Below are 18,622 nucleotides of genomic sequence, written 5' to 3' on the forward strand. Positions count from 1 at the left end.
CGGTACGCCCGAGCGGGCGGATGCGCGCGCATGACGCATCCCCCGCCAGGTGATCGAGCAAGTGGACGGAACGGTGGGCGCTCAAAAGGCGCCTGTACAATATAGAAACTGTGGAGACACCCACCCATGCAAACCGACACAACTCGCGAGAACCCGCAGGCCCAGGTGCCGCAGGCCGCCGATGCCAACCAGGATCTGGCTGCCACCGCGCCCGGCCAACTGCGCGTGATCAAGCGTAACGGCACTGTCGTCCCCTACACCGACGACAAGATCACCGTGGCCATCACCAAGGCGTTCCTCGCAGTTGAAGGCGGCACCGCCGCCGCCTCGTCGCGCATCCACGACACCGTCGCGCGCCTGACCGAGCAAGTCACCGCCACGTTCAAGCGTCGCATGCCATCGGGTGGCACCATCCACATCGAAGAAATCCAGGACCAGGTCGAACTGGCCCTGATGCGTGCCGGTGAGCAGAAAGTCGCCCGCGACTACGTGATCTACCGCGACCAGCGCGCGAAAGAGCGCGCCACCCGCGCCAACACCGACGCTGTGGTCGAGCCGCACCCAAGCATCCGCATCACCCTGGCCGACGGCAGCATGGCGCCGCTCGACATGGCGCGCCTGAACACCATCATCAGCGAAGCCTGCGAAGGCCTGGCCGAAGTCGATGGCGACCTGATCCAGCGCGAAACCCTGAAGAACCTGTACGACGGCGTGGCCATCAAGGACGTCAACACCGCCCTGGTGATGACCGCCCGTACCCTGGTCGAGCGTGAGCCGAACTACTCGTTCGTCACCGCCCGCCTGCTGATGGACACCCTGCGTGCCGAAGGCCTGGGCTTCCTCAGCGTTGCCGACAGCGCCACCCACCACGAGATGGCCGAGCTGTACGCCAAGGCCCTGCCCGCCTACATCGCCAAAGGTATCGAGTTCGAACTGCTGAACCCGGCCCTGGCCGACTTCGACCTGGAAAAACTGGGCAAGGCGATCAACCACGAGCGCGACCAGCAATTCACCTACCTGGGCCTGCAGACCCTGTACGACCGCTACTTCATCCACAAGGATGGCGTGCGCTTCGAGCTGCCACAGGTGTTCTTCATGCGCGTGGCCATGGGCCTGGCGCTGGAAGAGAAAGAAAAAGAAGCCCGTGCGATCGAGTTCTACAACCTGTTGTCGTCCTTCGACTACATGGCCTCGACCCCGACCCTGTTCAACGCCGGTACCCTGCGCCCGCAGCTGTCCAGCTGCTACCTGACCACCGTGCCGGACGACCTGTCGGGCATCTACCACGCGATCCACGACAACGCCATGCTGTCGAAATTCGCCGGTGGCCTGGGCAACGACTGGACCCCTGTGCGTGCACTGGGCTCCTACATCAAGGGCACCAACGGTAAATCCCAGGGCGTCGTACCCTTCCTGAAAGTGGTCAACGACACCGCCGTTGCGGTCAACCAGGGCGGCAAGCGCAAGGGCGCTGTCTGTGCCTACCTGGAAACCTGGCACCTGGACATCGAAGAATTCATCGAGCTGCGCAAGAACACCGGTGATGACCGTCGTCGTACCCACGACATGAACACCGCCAACTGGATCCCTGACCTGTTCATGAAGCGCGTCTTCGATGACGGCAAGTGGACCCTGTTCTCGCCGTCGGAAGTGCCAGACCTGCACGACCTGACCGGCAAGGCCTTCGAAGAGCGCTACGAGTACTACGAAGCCCTGACCGAGTACAACAAGATCAAGGTGTTCAAGACCATTCAGGCCAAAGACCTGTGGCGCAAGATGCTGTCGATGCTGTTCGAGACCGGCCACCCATGGCTGACCTTCAAGGACCCGTGCAACCTGCGTTCGCCGCAGCAGCACGTGGGCGTGGTCCACAGCTCGAACCTGTGCACCGAGATCACCCTGAACACCAACAAGGACGAGATCGCGGTCTGCAACCTGGGCTCGATCAACCTGCCGAACCACATTGTCGATGGCAAGCTGGACACCGCCAAGCTGCAACGCACCGTGAATACCGCCGTGCGCATGCTCGACAACGTGATCGACATCAACTACTACTCGGTGCCACAAGCGCGTAACTCGAACCTCAAGCACCGCCCGGTCGGCCTGGGCATCATGGGCTTCCAGGACGCACTGTACCTGCAGCACATCGCCTACGGCTCCGACGCTGCCGTCGAGTTCGCCGACAAGTCGATGGAAGCGGTCAGCTACTATGCGATCCAGGCTTCCTGCGACCTGGCCGACGAGCGTGGCGCCTACGAGACCTTCCAAGGTTCGCTGTGGTCCAAGGGCATCCTGCCGCTGGATTCGCAACAGATCCTGATCGAAGCCCGTGGCCAGAAGTACATCGATGTCGACCTGAACGAGACCCTGGACTGGGCACCGGTGCGTGCTCGCGTACAAAAAGGTATTCGTAACTCGAACATCATGGCCATCGCGCCGACCGCGACCATCGCCAACATCACCGGCGTATCGCAGTCCATCGAGCCGACCTACCAGAACCTGTACGTGAAATCGAACCTGTCGGGCGAATTCACCGTGATCAACCCGTACCTGGTCCGCGACCTGAAGGCCCGCGGCCTGTGGGACTCGGTCATGATCAACGACCTGAAGTACTACGACGGTTCGGTGCAGCAGATCGAGCGTATTCCACAAGAGCTCAAAGACCTGTACGCCACTGCGTTCGAAGTCGAGACCAAGTGGATCGTCGATGCCGCCTCGCGTCGCCAGAAGTGGATCGACCAGGCTCAGTCGCTGAACCTGTACATTGCCGGCGCTTCGGGCAAGAAGCTGGACGTGACCTACCGCATGGCCTGGTACCGTGGTCTGAAAACCACCTACTACCTCCGTGCCCTGGCCGCGACCAGCACCGAGAAGTCGACCATCAACACCGGCAAGCTCAACGCCGTTTCCAGCGGCGGCGACAGCGCCCCGGTCCAGGCTGCCGGCCCGGCACCAGTGCCGAAAGCTTGCGCGATCGACGAGCCTGACTGCGAAGCCTGCCAGTAAGGCCTGATGCCGCAAAAGGGGTGCCCACGGGTACCCCTTTGCGGCATTTTTGTATCTGCACAGTGGCCGGCTGAACGCGGTTCTGTAGGAGCGGCCTTGTGTCGCGAAAGGGCTGCGCAGCGGCCCCAGGATTTGAGCGTCGCCGCGGGTATCGATGGGGCCGCTACGCAGCCCTTTCGCGACACAAGGCCGCTCCTACAAGAATCGCGCCAGACACAACATAATGTGCCGCTAAAATTAAAAAACACAACATGTAGTGACATGCGCTTTTTACCGCTACACTTCCACCCCGTAAATACCGACACAAGCCTCGTGAACGGACGCACCTAAAACCGGTCGAAAAAGTTACCCCCGACCGCCAGACACGCGCCCCGATCGAAGACGAATTCCGGTATACTGCGCCCCCTCTGAAAAGGGCACCCATTCAAGTCCCTGGCCCCTCCCCGAGGCCTGGCCAGGCACACGTCAGATGTAACGAGAGTCAGCCTCTCGAGCTGTCCATTCGCCGTAACGGCCTTGCGTCAGGCATCACATTCTTAAAATCCAACCGGTTGCCTCAGGGCAACCCTCAAGCAGGAGCCAAACCATGCTGAGCTGGGACGAATTCGACAACGAAGACGGCGAAGTAGCCGCCAAAGGCAACACCCCTGCGCAGGCCAACGCCGCCGCCACCCTCGACAAGCTCGACAGCGCCGGCGGTGCCGCCGCCCTGGAAGCCCGTGCTGCTACCGCTTCTGACTCCGAAGCCGTAAAACGCGCCAAGGCCGCCCTCGACGCCCTCGACGTTGCCGAAGGCCTGGCCGAGCTGGAAGGCTCCGCTGCCCGCGTTGCGGTCGACGAAAAGCGCATGATCAACTGCCGCGCCGACCTCAACCAGTTGGTACCGTTCAAGTACGACTGGGCCTGGCAGAAGTACCTCGACGGCTGCGCCAACCACTGGATGCCGCAAGAGGTCAACATGACCGCCGACATCGCCCTGTGGAAGAGCCAGGACGGCCTGACCGAAGACGAGCGCCGCATCGTCATGCGCAACCTGGGCTTCTTCTCCACCGCCGACTCCCTGGTTGCCAACAACCTGGCCCTGGCCGTGTACCGCCTGATCACCAACCCGGAGTGCCGCCAGTACATCCTGCGCCAGGCCTTCGAAGAGGCGATCCACACCCACGCCTACCAGTACTGCATCGAGTCGCTGGGCATGGATGAAGGCGAGATCTTCAACATGTACCACGAGATCCCGTCGGTCGCGAAAAAAGCCGCCTGGGGCCTGAAGTACACCCGCGCCATCTCCGACCCGGAATTCAACACCGGCACCCCGGAAACCGACAAAGAGCTGCTGCGCAACCTGATCGCCTACTACTGCGTACTGGAAGGCATCTTCTTCTACTGCGGCTTCACCCAGATCCTGTCGATGGGCCGCCGCAACAAGATGACCGGCGTTGCCGAGCAGTTCCAGTACATCCTGCGTGACGAGTCGATGCACCTGAACTTCGGTATCGACGTGATCAACCAGATCAAGATCGAGAACCCGCACCTGTGGGATGCCTCGATGAAGGAAGAAGCGACCCAGATGATCCTGCAAGGGACCCAACTGGAGATCGAATACGCCCGCGATACCATGCCGCGTGGCGTACTGGGCATGAACGCCGCGATGATGGAGGACTACCTCAAGTTCATCGCCAACCGCCGCCTGACCCAGATTGGCCTGAAGGAAGAGTACCCAGGCACCACCAACCCGTTCCCATGGATGAGCGAGATCATGGACTTGAAGAAGGAGAAGAACTTCTTTGAGACGCGTGTGATCGAGTATCAGACTGGCGGGGCTTTGAGCTGGGATTGATTGTCCGGGCTGAGAAACAAGAAGGCTGCCAATTGGCAGCCTTTTTTTTGGGCTGTACGTTAGTGATCAATCAATCCCGTGCCTTGGTAACAGTACTGTGTGCTGCCGCCTTGGCGGGTAAATCATGTCTTCGGTGTGTACCCAGGGCATGCCCACTCCCACAGGATATGCGCCGGGCTGAACAAACCAGGTGGGTCAGCTCGCATTCAAGCCAGCGCCATCCGGTATTCGATCACCCCCGGCTTTTCAGCGATCCAGTCGTACAGCCGCTGTGCGGTCTGGTTGGTTTCCTGGGTATGCCAGTAGAGCCGGTCACAGCCCTTCTCCTGCGCCTGGCCCTGCACAAACTCGATCAACTGCTTGCCCACCTTCTTGCCCCGTGTGCTCGGGCAAACGAACAGGTCTTCCAGGTAGCAGAAGTCATTACGCCCCCAGGTCGAGCGATGGAACACATAATGGACGAAGCCGAGCACCCGCTCACCGTCCGTGGCCACGGCGCAGTGCACGGGCTCGGCCGGGTCGAAGAAACGGGCCCAGGTCAGTTCGGTCGTGGCCTTGCTCAGCTCTACTTTGTAGAACGCCTGATACTGCTCCCAATACGCGCTCCATTGCTGCAAATCGCTCTGCTTCAACTCGCGAACCGAAACCAATGTTTGTGCAACTGTCATGGTGAACCCCTCTCAATGTGGGAATGGTCGGAAAACAGGTGCATTTATAGCGATAGAATGGCCTGAATAGCCCCGCCACTTTTCGCAAGTGAAGCAGACCAATGTTCAAACATGCACAGTTGCAATCGGTGAAAGCCTGGATGAGTGACCCCGCCCATGGGGCGTTGTCGCTACACGTACGGATCCAGAGGGCGATTCGCCAATTGATCCTTGAGGGCGCATTGCCGGTCGGCAAGTCGCTGCCGGCTTCACGCCCGCTGGCGCTTTCCCTGGGCGTCTCGCGGGATACCGTCGAGGCGGCATACAGCCAGTTGCATGCAGAGGGCTTCATCGAGCGCCGGGTGGGCAGCGGAAGCTTCGTGTCACAACGCGCGCGGCACCTGCCGCGGCGCAAGCGCCAACGCGAGGTGCTCTGCGATGAGCCAGCTCACCTGAGCCGCAGAGCAATGGCCGTGCTGCACAGCGGGGGCGTGAACAACTTCCAGGGGCCGCGCCCGTTCGCACCGGGGGTTGCCGAGACCCGGCAGTTTCCCCTCACAACCTGGGAGAAGCTGGAGCGCCAGGTTTACAAGGAATATGGCACCCAGGCGCTGGAGCACAGTGCGCCACAAGGCATGCCTGCGCTGCGCAGCGCGATCGCTGACTACCTCAACCTCGAACGGGGGGCTCAGGCGACTGCCGATCGGGTGCTGATCCTCACCAGCTCGCAGCAGGCACTTGGCCTGTGCGCCCAAGTGCTCATGGATGCCGGCGATCAGGTGCTGGTCGAAGACCCGCTCTACCAAGGCACCCGCAAAGCCATCGCCGCCGCAGGCCTGGCAGGCGTGCCCGTGCCGGTGGATGAAAACGGCATGCGGGTAGAGGACATGGCGCGGCTGGCCGTCAATGCCAGGGCGGTTTTTCTTACGCCCTCCCACCAATACCCCACCGGCGCGACCTTGTCGCTGGACAGGCGCCTGCAGGCGATCGAATGGGCCCGGCAGCAGCGAGCCTGGATCATCGAAGACGACTACGACAGCGAGTTCCACTACGAAGGCCGGCCGACTGCCTGTGTGCAGGGCCTGGACGCGCATGACCGCACGCTCTACATCGGTACCTTCACCAAGTCGCTGTTTGCCGGCCTGCGTATCGGCTACCTGCTGTTGCCCCCCTCGCTCGTCGCCCCGATGACCAGCGCACGTACGCTGCAGGACGGGCATAACGCGTCCATTGCGCAACTGACCTTGGCAAGGTTCATGGAGGGCGGGCATTACACGGCTCACGTGCGGGCCATGCGGGCGTTGTATGCCGAGAGACGGGACGTGCTGGCTGAACTCGTGCACAAGCATCTGGGGGCGTTTCTAGCGCCGTGCATCCCGGCCGGCGGGCTGCAGATGCCCTGCCATTTCGTGCAGGGTTTGCCTGAAGAGGCGGTGGTCAAGGCGGCGCGCGCGGTAGGGATTGATCTGCTGGGGCTCGGCAGTTTGTATGCGACGCCGCGCAATGATACCGGCCTGTTGATGGGGTTCGCGGCGCAGACGCCAGCCGAGATGCGGGTAGCGGTGGAGGCGCTGGCGAAGGTGTTTGCGCGGGTGGAATAGGGGCTGGCTGCCGCCACCTTCGGGTGCCGTTTTGGGGGTTCACAGGCGCTGCAACACTCACAGGCATACACCCGCCAGCCTATTCGCGATCCCCGTCGAGAACCTGCACCATAACCAAAGTCATAGTACCTCCACAAAGCCATCGCACCACAAAGCGTTGACATCCCCCTCCCCACTTGCTAAAAATCGCCCAAGTTGTACGACAACGCATAACAAAAACAACAATCAGTGGAAAATCCCATGTCGACACACCTCGCGCACTACCCTCGCCGCTCGCCTGTCCCGTTTTCACCCCCTAGGCCCTGACCGGTCCGTTACCCACCCGCCCTCGCCGCAGGCCGCTTGCGCGTGCCCGGTGGACGGGCTGCCACACCCTTTTGTGGAGCACAACAATAATGAAAATCTGCCAAATCCTCCCCTTTGCCCTGCTGGGCGCCGGCATGCTCGGGAGCCTGCCGGGCACCAGCGTGGCGGCGGGCTTCATCGAAGACTCCAAGGCCACGCTCGGCCTGCGCAACTTCTACATCAACCGCAACTTCACCAACCCCAGCAACCCGCAAAGCAAGGCCGAGGAATGGACGCAGAGCTTCATCCTCGATGCCCGCTCGGGGTTCACCGAGGGGCCGGTGGGGTTCGGTGTGGATGTGCTGGGGCTGTGGTCGGTCAAGCTCGATGGCGGTGGCGGCACCTACGGCACCGCGCTGCTGCCGCGCCACGACGATGGGCAGCCGGCCGATGATTACGGGCGGCTGGCGGTGGCAGGCAAGGCGCGCATCTCAAAGACCGAGCTGAAGATCGGGGAATGGATGCCGGTGCTGCCGATTCTGCGTTCCGACGATGGCCGTTCGCTGCCGCAGACGTTCCGCGGGGGGCAGGTCACCTCCAACGAGATCGCCGGGCTGACGCTGTATGGCGGGCAGTTCCGTGGCAACAGCCCGCGCAACGACGCGAGCATGGAGGACATGAGCTACGGCGGTGGGCTTTCGGACCGCTTCAACTTCGTCGGCGGCGAATACAAGTTCAACCAGGACCGCACGCTGGTCGGGCTATGGAATGCAGTGCTCAAGGACGTCTACCAGCAGCAGTACCTGCAGTTGAGCCACAGCCAGCCAGTGGGTGACTGGACCCTGGGTGCCAACCTGGGCTACTTCCATGGCGATGAAGACGGCTCCGAACGTGCCGGGCAGCTGGACAACAAGACCTATTCGGGGATGTTCTCGGCCAAGTACGGCGGCAACACCTTCTGGGTCGGCCTGCAGAAGGTCGATGGCGATACCTGGATGCGGGTCAACGGCACCAGCGGCGGGACGCTGGCCAACGACAGCTACAACTCAAGCTTCGATAACGCCAACGAGCGGTCGTGGCAGGTGCGGCACGACTTCAACTTCGTCACCGTCGGGGTGCCTGGGCTGACATTGATGAACCGCTACATCAGCGGGCAGGATGTGCACACAGGGGCGGTTACCGATGGCAAGGAATGGGTGCGCGAGACGGAGCTGGCCTATGTGATCCAGAGCGGGGCGTTCAAGGACTTGAGTGTGAAGTGGCGTAACTCGAGTATTCGCCGGGATTACAGCAACAACGAGTTCGATGAGAACCGGTTGATCTTCAACTACCCCCTGTCGCTGTTGTAACCCAGGCGTCCCTGTAGCAACGGCCTTGTGTAGGAGCGGCCTTGCGTCGCGAAAGGCCCGCAAAGCGGGCCCAGCAATGGCGGGGCCGGTAGAGTTCCGGGGCCGCTGCGCAGCCCTTTCGCGACGCAAGGCCGCTCCTACAGTTGACCACCTAGCCAGGCGAAAGCCGCACACGCCTCATTGACAACAGCCAACGCCACTGCCAATAATCAACGAAGTCATACGACAACCTACAACAACTAACAATGAGCCGGCCATGACCACTACCCCCCTCAATCGCCTGCTGCTCACCGGAGCCGCAGGCGGCCTGGGCAAGGTCCTTCGCGAACGCCTGCAAGGTTACGCCGAGGTCCTGCGCCTTTCCGATATCAGCCCGATGGCGCCCGCCGCGGGCCCGCATGAAGAAGTCGTGACCTGCGACCTCGCCGACAAAGCCGCTGTGCATGCACTGGTCGAAGGCGTAGACGCCATCATCCACTTCGGCGGCGTGTCCACCGAGCATTCGTTCGAAGACATCCTAGGCCCCAACATCTGCGGCGTGTTCCACGTCTACGAGGCGGCGCGCAAGCATGGGGTCAAGCGCATCATCTTCGCCAGCTCCAACCACACTATCGGCTTCTACCGCCAGGACGAGCGCATCGACGCCCACGCCCCGCGCCGCCCCGACAGTTACTACGGGCTGTCCAAGTGCTATGGCGAGGATGTCGCCAGCTTCTACTTCGACCGCTATGGCATCGAGACCGTGAGCATCCGCATCGGCTCGTCGTTCCCGCAACCGCAGAACCCGCGCATGTTGTGCACCTGGCTCAGCTACGACGACCTGGTGCAACTGATCGAACGCGGGCTGTTCACGCCCGACGTCGGCCACACCGTCGTCTATGGCGCCTCCGACAACCGCACCGTGTGGTGGGACAACCGCCATGCCGCGCACCTGGGCTATGAGCCCAAAGACACCTCCGAGGTGTTCCGCGAAGCGGTTGAAGCGCAACCGGCGCCTGCCGCCGATGACCCGAGCATGGTCTATCAGGGCGGCGCCTTCGCCGTGGCCGGACCGTTCAACTGACCCCAGCGCGCCAGGAGACACGGCCATGAATTGCGAACTGATCGTCGACGCCCGCAACGGTACCGGCGAGAGCCCTGTGTGGCACCCCACCGAACAAGCCCTGTACTGGGTCGATATCCCCGCCCGCCAGCTACATCGCTGGCAGCCCGACGGTGCCCACCACACCTGGCAAGGTGACGAAATGCTGGCCTGCATCGCACGCACCGAACAGGGCTGGGTTGCAGGAATGGAAAGCGGCATCTTCGCGCTCGAAACCCAGGCCGATGGCAGCCTCGACAGCCGTTTGCTCAGTCGCGTCGAACATGCCATGGGCGGCATGCGCTTCAACGATGGCCGCTGCGACCGCCAAGGCCGTTTCTGGGCCGGCACCATGCTGATGGACATGCCCCAGGGCGCCCCGGTCGGGGCGCTGTACCGGCATGACGGCGAAGGGCAGTTGCACCTGCAGCAGGACGGCATGATCGTGCCCAATGGCCTGGCCTTCAGCCCCGATGGCACGCGCATGTACCTCTCGGACTCGCACCCCAACGTGCAGAAGATCTGGGTCTTCGACTACGACATCGACAGCGGCACGCCCCACAACAAACGCCTGTTCGTCGACATGCAGGCCTTCCCCGGCCGCCCAGACGGCGCCGCCATCGACCAGGATGGCTGCTACTGGATCTGCGGCAACGACGCCGGCCAGATCCACCGCTTCACCCCCGATGGCCGCCTCGACCGCTCACTGAACCTACCGGTGAAGAAACCCGCGATGTGCGCCTTTGGCGGCGCCAACCTGGACACCCTGTTCGTCACCTCGATCCGCCCTGCGGGCATCGACCTCTCCGACCAGCCGCTGGCCGGTGGGGTATTTGCCTTCGAACTCGGCGTCAAAGGCCTGGAGGAGCCCGCCTACCGAGGCTGAACAACCGCACTGCCAACAACGCTCGCACAAACGAAACCGGATAATAAAAACCACGGAGTTTCATCATGACCTTCAAACGCAAGCTGCTCCTTGCCGTACTCCCCTTCGCCTTCAGCCTGTCGATGCCGGCCTCCGCGCTGGACATCAAGTTCGCCGAAATCCACCCGGCCGGCTACCCGACCGTGGTCGCTGAACAGAACATGGGCAAGAAGCTCGAAGCCGCCAGCAATGGCGAAATCACCTTCAAGATGTTCGCCGGCGGGGTACTCGGCTCCGAGAAGGAAGTGATCGAGCAGGCGCAGATCGGTGCCGTGCAGATGACTCGGGTCAGCCTGGGTATCGTCGGCCCGGTGGTGCCGGATGTGAACGTGTTCAACATGCCGTTCGTGTTCCGCGACCATGAGCACATGCGCAAGATCATCGACGGCGACATCGGCCAAGAGATCCTCGACAAGATCACCAACTCCGAATTCAACCTGGTAGCCCTGGCCTGGATGGATGGCGGCTCGCGCAGCATCTACACGAAAAAACCGGTACGCAGCCTGGAAGACCTCAAGGGCATGAAGATCCGCGTGCAGGGCAACCCGTTGTTCATCGACATGATGAACGCCATGGGTGGCAACGGCATCGCCATGGACACCGGCGAGATCTTCAGCGCCCTGCAGACGGGCGTGATCGACGGCGCCGAAAACAACCCGCCGACCCTGCTCGAACACAACCACTTCCAGAGCGCCAAGTACTACACCCTTACCGGCCACCTGATTTTGCCGGAGCCGGTGGTGATGTCCAAGACCACCTGGAACAAACTCACCGCCGAACAGCAAACACTGGTGAAGAAGGTCGCGCGTGAGGCGCAGATGGAAGAACGTGCGCTGTGGGACGCCAAGTCCTCCGCCAGCGAAGAGAAGCTCAAGGCTGCAGGTGTCGAGTTCATCACCGTCGACAAGAAACCGTTCTTCGAGGCCACTGCTTCGGTGCGCGAGAAGTACGGCGCGCCGTACGCCGACCTGATGAAGCGTATCGACGCCGTCCAGTAATACCGCCCCTTCCAAGACGACCTCGGCAGTGCGGCGGCCGCCGCACTGCCGCTTTGGTGATGCCTATGAAATCGCTTTTCCTGAGCGTGAACGACACGCTGTACCGCAGTTGCATCTGGATCGCGGGCCTGTCGATCCTGGCCATGACGCTGATCATTCCGTGGGGCATCTTCGCCCGCTACGTGCTGGGCACCGGCTCCAGCTGGCCAGAGCCAGTCTCGATCCTGCTGATGGTGGTGTTCACTTTCGTCGGTGCCGCCGCCAGCTACCGCGCCGGGGCGCATATGGCGGTGGGGATGATCACCGACCGTTTGCCACCGCTGCAGCGCCAGCTGGTCGCGCTGCTGGTGCAACTGCTGATGATCGTGGTGTGCGTGTTCATGACCTACTACGGCACCAGGCTGTGCATCACCACCTGGAACCAGTCGCTGGCCTCGCTGCCCGGTGTGCGGGTGGGCATGACCTACGCGCCGATCCCGATCGGTGGCGTGCTGACGCTGGTGTTCGTGCTGGAAAAACTCCTGCTGGGCGATCAAAGCAACCGCAAGGTGGTGCGCTTTGACCTGGTCGAAGAAAACGAAGGAGCTGCGTAAATGGATGCGTTCATTCTGTTGGGCAGTTTCATCGCGCTGATCCTGATCGGCATGCCGGTGGCCTATGCGCTGGGCCTATCGGCATTGATCGGCGCCTGGTGGATCGACATCCCGCTGCAGGCGATGATGATCCAGGTCGCCAGTGGGGTTAACAAGTTTTCGCTGCTGGCGATTCCGTTCTTCGTGCTGGCCGGCGCGATCATGGCCGAAGGCGGCATGTCACGCCGGCTGGTGGCGTTCGCCGGGGTGCTGGTAGGCTTCGTGCGCGGCGGGCTGTCGCTGGTCAACATCATGGCCTCGACGTTCTTTGGCGCAATCTCTGGCTCTTCCGTAGCCGACACCGCGTCGGTAGGTTCGGTGCTGATCCCGGAAATGGAGCGCAAGGGCTACCCGCGTGAGTTCTCTACCGCAGTGACCGTCAGTGGCTCGGTGCAGGCGCTGCTGACCCCGCCCAGCCACAACTCGGTGCTGTACTCGCTGGCCGCCGGCGGCACGGTGTCGATCGCCTCGCTGTTCATGGCCGGGGTCATGCCCGGGCTGTTGCTGAGCGCAGTGATGATGGGGCTGTGCCTGATCTTCGCGAAGAAACGCAACTACCCCAAAGGCGAAGTGATCCCGCTTCGCCAGGCATTGAAGATCGCCGGTGAGGCGCTGTGGGGGTTGATGGCGATGGTCATCATCCTCGGCGGTATTCTGTCGGGCGTGTTCACCGCGACAGAGTCGGCAGCCGTGGCGGTGGTCTGGTCGTTCTTCGTGACCATGTTCATCTACCGCGACTACAAGTGGCGTGACCTGCCCAAGCTGATGCACCGCACGGTACGCACCATCTCGATCGTGATGATCTTGATCGGCTTTGCCGCAAGCTTTGGCTACGTGATGACGCTGATGCAGATCCCCTCGAAGATCACCACAGCGTTCCTGACCCTGTCGGACAACCGCTATGTGATCCTCATGTGCATCAACTTCATGCTGTTGCTGCTGGGCACGGTGATGGACATGGCGCCGCTGATCCTGATCCTCACCCCAATCCTGCTGCCGGTGATTACCGGCATCGGCGTGGACCCGGTGCACTTCGGCATGATCATGCTGGTGAACCTCGGCATCGGGCTGATCACACCACCGGTGGGTGCGGTGCTGTTCGTGGGGGCGGCCATCGGCAAGGTGAGCATCGAGGCCACGATAAAGGCGCTGCTGCCGTTCTACCTGGCGCTGTTCATGGTGTTGATGGCCGTGACCTACATCCCGGCCATCTCGCTGTGGCTGCCGAGCGTCGTGCTGTAAATGCCAATGGGGCTGCGCTGCAGCCCCGTTCTCTGCAAATGGATCCTGCACATGGCTGTTCCCTCTTCTGTCGCAACCCTCTTTCCGCGCAAGCTGGCAATTGCACTGCTGGCGCTGCTGGCGTGCGCGTTCGCCGCCAACCACATCGCCGCGCGCATCGCGTTCGATGACGGCACCGGCGTGCTGCTGGCGATCCTCTGCCGCTCAGGCATTACCTTCCTGGTCCTGGCTGGCCTGCTGTTGTGGCAGCGCCAGGCACTCGGCATGCCGGCGGGCACACGGCGCTGGCAATTGCTGCTCGGCCTGCTGATTGCCACGCAGAGCCTGTGCCTGTATTCGGCGGTGGCGCGCATTCCGGTGGCACTGGCGCTGCTGGTGGGCAATACCTTCCCGATGTTGCTGGCACTGCTCAGCTGGGCGCTGGGCGGTGCGCGCCCGACCGGCCGTACCGTGCTGTTCATGGGCCTGATCCTTTGTGGCCTGGTGCTGGCGCTGGATGTGCCGGCACGGCTGGCCGACAGTGGCGATGCCAACCCGCACTGGGCCCTGGGTGTCAGCCTGGCATTCTGCGCTGCATGTGTCTTCGCCTGCGCCTTGTGGATCACCGATCACAAACTGGCAGCCGTGCGCGGCCCGGTACGCAGCCTGCTGACCTTGCTGATCGTGTTCTCCAGCATGCTGGTCGCCGGCGTCAGCGGGGTGATGCCTTCGGGGTTGTCGATGCCTGCCAGCGCCAGCGGCTGGGCGGCCTTGGCCAGCCTGGTGGTGCTGTATGGCGTGGCCTTTACCCTGCTGTTTGTCTGTGTGCCACGGCTGAACATGGCGCAGAACGCGCCGGTGATGAATATCGAGCCGATCGCCACCTTGCTGCTGGGCTGGGCGTTGCTCGATCAACGCCTGAGCACCCTGCAGTTGATCGGCGGGGCCGTGGTGGTGTGCGGCATCGTGCTGCTGACCTACCGCCGGGCGAGCTGACCACACACTTTCGAAGGAGCCACTGATGGCTGTGACCGAACTGCACCTGCAAGACCACCTGACCCGATTGTGCCTAACGCCCGACCTGGGCGCCAGCCTGATCAACTGGCAGGTGAAGGCGACCGGGCAGGCGCTACTGCGCCACTCCGACCCCGCCGCGCTGGCCAGCGGTACGCCGCGGCAGCTGGCCTGCTACCCGTTGGCGCCGTGGTCCAACCGGATTGCCGAAGGGGGCTTCGCACGGCCCGAGGGCTGGCTGGCCTTGCCGCCCAACACCGCCCACGACCCTTACCCGATTCATGGCAGCGCCTGGCAGCAGGCCTGGCATGTGGACCACCACAGCGAGCGCCGCGCCCGGCTGTCGCTCGACAGTACGCTGCCATTTGCCTACCGGGCGACGCTGGATGTACACCTGCATGAGGGTTGCCTGAACCTTGACTTGCATGTGACCCACCTGGACGAAGCTGCCACCTGGTACGGACTGGGGCTGCACCCTTACTTCCCCCGCTACCCCGACACCCGGCTACAGGCAGCGGCGCAGCATGTGTGGCTGGCGGAAGACGGCCGGCTGCCGTCACACCTGGCAGAGGTGCCTGCAGACTGGTGCTTCGAGGCGCCGGGCGCGTTGCCAGCGACGGGTGTCGATCATGCGTTTGGGGGTTGGCCTGGCAGTTGCGTGATCGAACAGCCCAGCGCGGGCTATTCGCTGGCCTGCACGGCCAGTGGCTGTGAGCACTTTTTGTTGTTCTGCCCACCGGGCAAGGCGTTCTTCTGCTTTGAACCGGTCAGCCACCCGATCAATGCGCACCACCTGCCCGGGCGACCAGGCTTGCGCTTGCTGCAACAGGGTGAAGAAATGAGCCTGGGCTTCAGGATGCAATACCAGGCCTTGTAACCGGTTTGCCTGCAGCGGGCTGTAACCAATCTGCGTCACCAGGATGCCGAACACCAAGGTGAACACCATGCTCTGCTAGCCCGTGGCCAAGGCAGCACCGGCACTTCCGGCAGAGAAATGGCTAGTTGTACGACCTCAATCCAATCCTTGAGCCCGCAGTTCATGGGCCAGCATGTCGATGAATGCCCTCACCTTGGCCGATCCGTATTTGCTCTCACGGTGCAACACATGAATCGGCCAGGGCGCCTCCTCGTACTCGGCAAGAATCACCTGCAATTGCCCACTCGCCACCTCGTCCGCCACCTGGTAAGACAACAACCGTGCAATCCCCAACCCACCGCTGGCTGCGGCAATCGCCCCGTCATTGCTGGTCACCGTCAGCCGGGGCTTCATGCGCACCAAGGTCGGTTCATCGGTGACGCCGAAGCGCCAACCCGCCCGGGGTGAAAGGTTGGTGGTGCCGATTACCGCATGGTCCGGCAAATCCGAGGGGTGCTGCGGTACGCCGTGGCGCGCCAGGTAGTCGGGCGAGGCGCAGAGCATGCGCCGCACCCTGCCCACCCGCAGTGCCTTCAGCCCCGAGTCTGGTAGCGGGCCGATGCGCACGGCCACGTCCATGCCCTCCTCGACCATGTTGACGATGCGGTCGAGAAAGTAGGCAGATACATCCACTTCGGGGTACTGCTGCAAGTACCGTACGATGCACGGCATGACGAACTTCTTGCCGAACAGGATCGGCGCGGTGACGGCCAGGTCGCCCTTGGGCGTGGCGTTGATGCCAGCGGCCGCCTCGTTGGCTTCGAGGATGCTGGCAAGTATGTGGCGGGTGTCTTCCAAGTAGCGGCCTCCCGCCTCGGTCAGGCGCACGCTGCGTGTGGTGCGCAGCAGCAGCTTGACACCCAACTGCTCTTCCAGTGCACTGACGGCACGCGTCACCGCCGCAGGCGAGATGTCCAGCCGGCGGGCGGCGGCGGCGAAGCTTTCCAGCTCGCCGACCGCGACGAATACCTTCATCAGGTGGATGTGGTCCATGCCAGCTCCTGGGCGTCGGGGGTTGGGGGATTATCGGGTATCAGCAGGTTTTGTGCTGCTGCAAGAGCCCTTGCAGACCGCATCAAAGTTCCAGCACCAGGGCCTGCCCGCCCTCCCCCACGTTGGCAGGTACTGCACAGCAGATCAACACTGTGCCCTCATCAGGCATTTCCGCTGGTGGGTTGGTGTAATGCACCTGGCCGCTCACTACCCGGGTCTTGCAGGTGCCACACGAACCGCCCCGGCAACTGAAGTCCGGCGACAGCCCGCGCGCTTCGGCAAGTTCGAGCAAGGTCCCGCTGCCCGGTGCCCAGCGCGCCTCCTTGGCCGAGCTGGCAAAGTACACCGGCACGGGTGCGCTGGCAGCCGGCGGCTGATGCAGCACAGGCTGGTCGTCATCGGTGTGCCGCCTGAGCGTCGAGGGCCCGAAGGCTTCGGCATGGATGCGGGCGTCGGGCACGTTCACGGTACGCAGCCCTTCGTACAGGTCCTGGGTAAAACGGGCGGGGCCGCACAGGTAGAAGTCATAGTCATCCAGCGTCAGCGTGGCCTTCACCTGCTCGATGCCCAACCGGCCAGCATGTTCGTAGTCGCGGCCCAGCACAGCCTCTGCTTCAGGCTGGCTGAGGCAGCGGTACAGGCCCAACAGCGCGCCAGCCTGCCGCTGCAGGCTGGCCAGCTCTTGCTGGAACGGTAAATCCGCCAGGCTGCGGGCACCGTGAAACAGGTGAATACGCCGTGCCTGACGCTTGGCCAATTGCTCGCGCAACATGGCGATGAGTGGGGTGATGCCCACGCCCGCGCCGATCAGTACGATCGGCCGCTCGCTTTGCTCATTCAGGGTAAAACTGCCCATGGGCAGCCGCACGTCAAGCAGATCCCCCACGGCGATGCGTTCATGCAGATAGCGCGAGGCCGGGCCCTGAGCCTTGACGCTGATGCGCAGGTAGCCGTCCGACGGCGCGCTGGAGACGCTGTAAGTGCGAACCAGCGGGGCGTCACTGCCCAGCGCGATACGCACAGGGATATGCTGCCCCGGCGCAAACTGCACGGGTGCATCTGCCGCCAGGTAGAAGGAGCGTATATCTCGGCTCTCCTGCTCCAGGCGCACCACGCGCCACGCCAGCCACTGGCGCTGGCGCTCGCGCTGCTGCAGGCGCGCGTCGGCCTCTGCCCAGGTACCGGTCATCAGACTGGTCGGCGCGTATTCCTGGAACGCCCAGCGCAACGACACCGCTGCCGGGCGCCACACCACCTGCTCGACCTCCAGGGTCCACAGCCGCTCGGCCCCCTCGAAGGCGGTGATGGCAGGGCTGTCCAGTATCACCTCGGCACGCCCGGACAACTGCAGTACATTGCCCGTGGCAAAGTCGATGAACAGCAAGCCAGCCATGGGGTTGACCAGCAAGTTGCCCAGCGTGTTGAAGTGCAGGTTGCCAGCGTAGTCGGGAATGCTCAGGCGGTTGCCTTCGACCTTGACGAACCCTGGCCGGCCGCCGCGGTGGGACACGTCCACCGAACGCTGGCCGTCTTCGTGGTCCACGTAGCTTGCGACGAAGAAGGTATCGGCCAGCTCGATCATGGCAACGGCGCGGGTATCGAGTGCTGTCGCATCGAAGCGACCTTGTGCGGGCTCATCGATACGGGTGTAGTCGCGCCGTTGAATGTACTGCGGGCAGTTGCCGAACGACTGCTCCACGGTTACTTGCAGCTGGCCGTTGGTTGCCTGGCTGATCATGCCGTTGATGCGGTTGCGCCGGCGGGTATGCAGTTCGATGCCCAGCAACCCGATCGCCTGCCCGCCCGCCAGGCCTTGTGTGGCAGGGTCATCTGCGTTGATGTCCGCATCGATCATCAGCTGCCGCGGGTGGGGCGAGCTGACGAAGCCTTCCGGGCCTTCGAGCAGCGTCGCCCAAGGTTTGCCATAGGCATCCACGCTGCCCGCCACCATGAACGGCAGTTGCTGATAGAACGCGCGATGCTGATCGGGCATGTGGTCGCGGATTACCTTCTGCCCGAACACCTCCATGCGCTCCGACACACCGACCTTTTCCTGCAGGGTCTTCTCACCGCTGTGCCAAGGTGACGAGCGATGGCCTGGTAGCTGATGCATGGTG

At 62.9% G+C, this 18,622-nt stretch carries 14 protein-coding genes; 11 read left to right on the forward strand and 3 right to left on the reverse strand.

Going from position 1 to position 18,622, the window contains the following annotated elements; all coding sequences use genetic code 11:
* Positions 1 to 126: 126 nt before the first annotated feature.
* Positions 127 to 3,006: a ribonucleoside-diphosphate reductase subunit alpha gene (locus tag LOY26_RS20610; RefSeq protein WP_033699885.1), complete on the forward strand. Its 2,880-nt coding sequence runs from the start codon at positions 127 to 129 to the stop codon at positions 3,004 to 3,006.
* A gap of 586 nt (positions 3,007 to 3,592) precedes the next feature.
* Positions 3,593 to 4,843: a ribonucleotide-diphosphate reductase subunit beta gene (locus LOY26_RS20615; protein ID WP_033699886.1), complete on the forward strand. Its 1,251-nt coding sequence runs from the start codon at positions 3,593 to 3,595 to the stop codon at positions 4,841 to 4,843.
* 206 nt (positions 4,844 to 5,049) lie between these two features.
* On the opposite strand, the gene LOY26_RS20620 is transcribed toward LOY26_RS20615, so the two are convergent.
* Entirely contained in the window at positions 5,050 to 5,511 is a 462-nt protein-coding gene (locus LOY26_RS20620; RefSeq protein ID WP_033699887.1) for a GNAT family N-acetyltransferase, read from the reverse strand.
* 101 nt (positions 5,512 to 5,612) lie between these two features.
* Between LOY26_RS20620 and LOY26_RS20625 the strand changes: the two genes are divergently transcribed.
* From LOY26_RS20625 to LOY26_RS20665, 9 genes are all read left to right on the forward strand, one after another.
* Positions 5,613 to 7,091 carry a PLP-dependent aminotransferase family protein gene (locus LOY26_RS20625; protein ID WP_258714047.1) on the forward strand — a complete coding sequence of 493 codons (1,479 nt, stop codon included), beginning with the start codon at positions 5,613 to 5,615 and terminating at the stop codon, positions 7,089 to 7,091.
* A 395-nt stretch (positions 7,092 to 7,486) separates the two neighbouring features.
* Positions 7,487 to 8,725 carry an OprD family porin gene (locus LOY26_RS20630; protein WP_258714048.1) on the forward strand — a complete coding sequence of 413 codons (1,239 nt, stop codon included), beginning with the start codon at positions 7,487 to 7,489 and terminating at the stop codon, positions 8,723 to 8,725.
* A 256-nt stretch (positions 8,726 to 8,981) separates the two neighbouring features.
* Positions 8,982 to 9,788, forward strand: coding sequence for an NAD(P)-dependent oxidoreductase (locus tag LOY26_RS20635; RefSeq protein ID WP_033699892.1), 807 nt, complete (start codon positions 8,982 to 8,984; stop codon positions 9,786 to 9,788).
* 25 nt (positions 9,789 to 9,813) lie between these two features.
* Positions 9,814 to 10,692, forward strand: coding sequence for a glucurono-1,5-lactonase (locus LOY26_RS20640; protein WP_258714049.1), 879 nt, complete (start codon positions 9,814 to 9,816; stop codon positions 10,690 to 10,692).
* Between the two features lie 65 nt (positions 10,693 to 10,757).
* The gene (locus tag LOY26_RS20645) at positions 10,758 to 11,729 is read left to right on the forward strand and encodes a TRAP transporter substrate-binding protein (protein WP_033699894.1); all 972 of its coding nucleotides are present in this window, start codon (positions 10,758 to 10,760) and stop codon (positions 11,727 to 11,729) included.
* A gap of 65 nt (positions 11,730 to 11,794) precedes the next feature.
* Positions 11,795 to 12,322, forward strand: a complete 528-nt coding sequence (locus LOY26_RS20650) for a TRAP transporter small permease (protein ID WP_186665689.1) — start codon at positions 11,795 to 11,797, stop codon at positions 12,320 to 12,322.
* A complete protein-coding gene (locus tag LOY26_RS20655) occupies positions 12,323 to 13,603 on the forward strand; it encodes a TRAP transporter large permease (protein ID WP_186658253.1) in 1,281 nt (426 codons plus the stop codon).
* A 51-nt stretch (positions 13,604 to 13,654) separates the two neighbouring features.
* The gene (locus LOY26_RS20660) at positions 13,655 to 14,578 is read left to right on the forward strand and encodes a DMT family transporter (protein WP_186665687.1); all 924 of its coding nucleotides are present in this window, start codon (positions 13,655 to 13,657) and stop codon (positions 14,576 to 14,578) included.
* Positions 14,579 to 14,603: 25 nt separating this feature from the next.
* A complete protein-coding gene (locus LOY26_RS20665; protein WP_258714050.1) occupies positions 14,604 to 15,473 on the forward strand; it encodes an aldose 1-epimerase in 870 nt (289 codons plus the stop codon).
* 135 nt (positions 15,474 to 15,608) lie between these two features.
* Here the strand turns inward: LOY26_RS20665 and LOY26_RS20670 are convergent, their stop codons facing one another.
* Together LOY26_RS20670 and LOY26_RS20675 are read right to left on the reverse strand one after the other, a co-directional pair.
* Positions 15,609 to 16,505, reverse strand: coding sequence for a LysR family transcriptional regulator (locus LOY26_RS20670; protein ID WP_033699904.1), 897 nt, complete (start codon positions 16,503 to 16,505; stop codon positions 15,609 to 15,611).
* 82 nt (positions 16,506 to 16,587) lie between these two features.
* Positions 16,588 to 18,618, reverse strand: coding sequence for a pyridoxamine 5'-phosphate oxidase family protein (locus LOY26_RS20675; RefSeq protein ID WP_258714051.1), 2,031 nt, complete (start codon positions 18,616 to 18,618; stop codon positions 16,588 to 16,590).
* Positions 18,619 to 18,622: the final 4 nt, after the last annotated feature.

It is taken from the genome of Pseudomonas sp. B21-047, from assembly GCF_024748775.1.
GTDB lineage: Bacteria > Pseudomonadota > Gammaproteobacteria > Pseudomonadales > Pseudomonadaceae > Aquipseudomonas > Aquipseudomonas capeferrum.

Excerpts from the sequence above, each read along its gene's own strand:
- LOY26_RS20610 (WP_033699885.1), top strand. The coding sequence starts at position 127 with ATGCAAACCGACACAACTCGCGAGAACCCGCAGGCCCAGGTGCCGCAG.
- LOY26_RS20615 (WP_033699886.1), top strand. The coding sequence starts at position 3,593 with ATGCTGAGCTGGGACGAATTCGACAACGAAGACGGCGAAGTAGCCGCC.
- LOY26_RS20620 (WP_033699887.1), bottom strand. The coding sequence starts at position 5,511 with ATGACAGTTGCACAAACATTGGTTTCGGTTCGCGAGTTGAAGCAGAGC.
- LOY26_RS20625 (WP_258714047.1), top strand. The coding sequence starts at position 5,613 with ATGTTCAAACATGCACAGTTGCAATCGGTGAAAGCCTGGATGAGTGAC.
- LOY26_RS20630 (WP_258714048.1), top strand. The coding sequence starts at position 7,487 with ATGAAAATCTGCCAAATCCTCCCCTTTGCCCTGCTGGGCGCCGGCATG.
- LOY26_RS20635 (WP_033699892.1), top strand. The coding sequence starts at position 8,982 with ATGACCACTACCCCCCTCAATCGCCTGCTGCTCACCGGAGCCGCAGGC.
- LOY26_RS20640 (WP_258714049.1), top strand. The coding sequence starts at position 9,814 with ATGAATTGCGAACTGATCGTCGACGCCCGCAACGGTACCGGCGAGAGC.
- LOY26_RS20645 (WP_033699894.1), top strand. The coding sequence starts at position 10,758 with ATGACCTTCAAACGCAAGCTGCTCCTTGCCGTACTCCCCTTCGCCTTC.
- LOY26_RS20650 (WP_186665689.1), top strand. The coding sequence starts at position 11,795 with ATGAAATCGCTTTTCCTGAGCGTGAACGACACGCTGTACCGCAGTTGC.
- LOY26_RS20655 (WP_186658253.1), top strand. The coding sequence starts at position 12,323 with ATGGATGCGTTCATTCTGTTGGGCAGTTTCATCGCGCTGATCCTGATC.
- LOY26_RS20660 (WP_186665687.1), top strand. The coding sequence starts at position 13,655 with ATGGCTGTTCCCTCTTCTGTCGCAACCCTCTTTCCGCGCAAGCTGGCA.
- LOY26_RS20665 (WP_258714050.1), top strand. The coding sequence starts at position 14,604 with ATGGCTGTGACCGAACTGCACCTGCAAGACCACCTGACCCGATTGTGC.
- LOY26_RS20670 (WP_033699904.1), bottom strand. The coding sequence starts at position 16,505 with ATGGACCACATCCACCTGATGAAGGTATTCGTCGCGGTCGGCGAGCTG.
- LOY26_RS20675 (WP_258714051.1), bottom strand. The coding sequence starts at position 18,618 with ATGCATCAGCTACCAGGCCATCGCTCGTCACCTTGGCACAGCGGTGAG.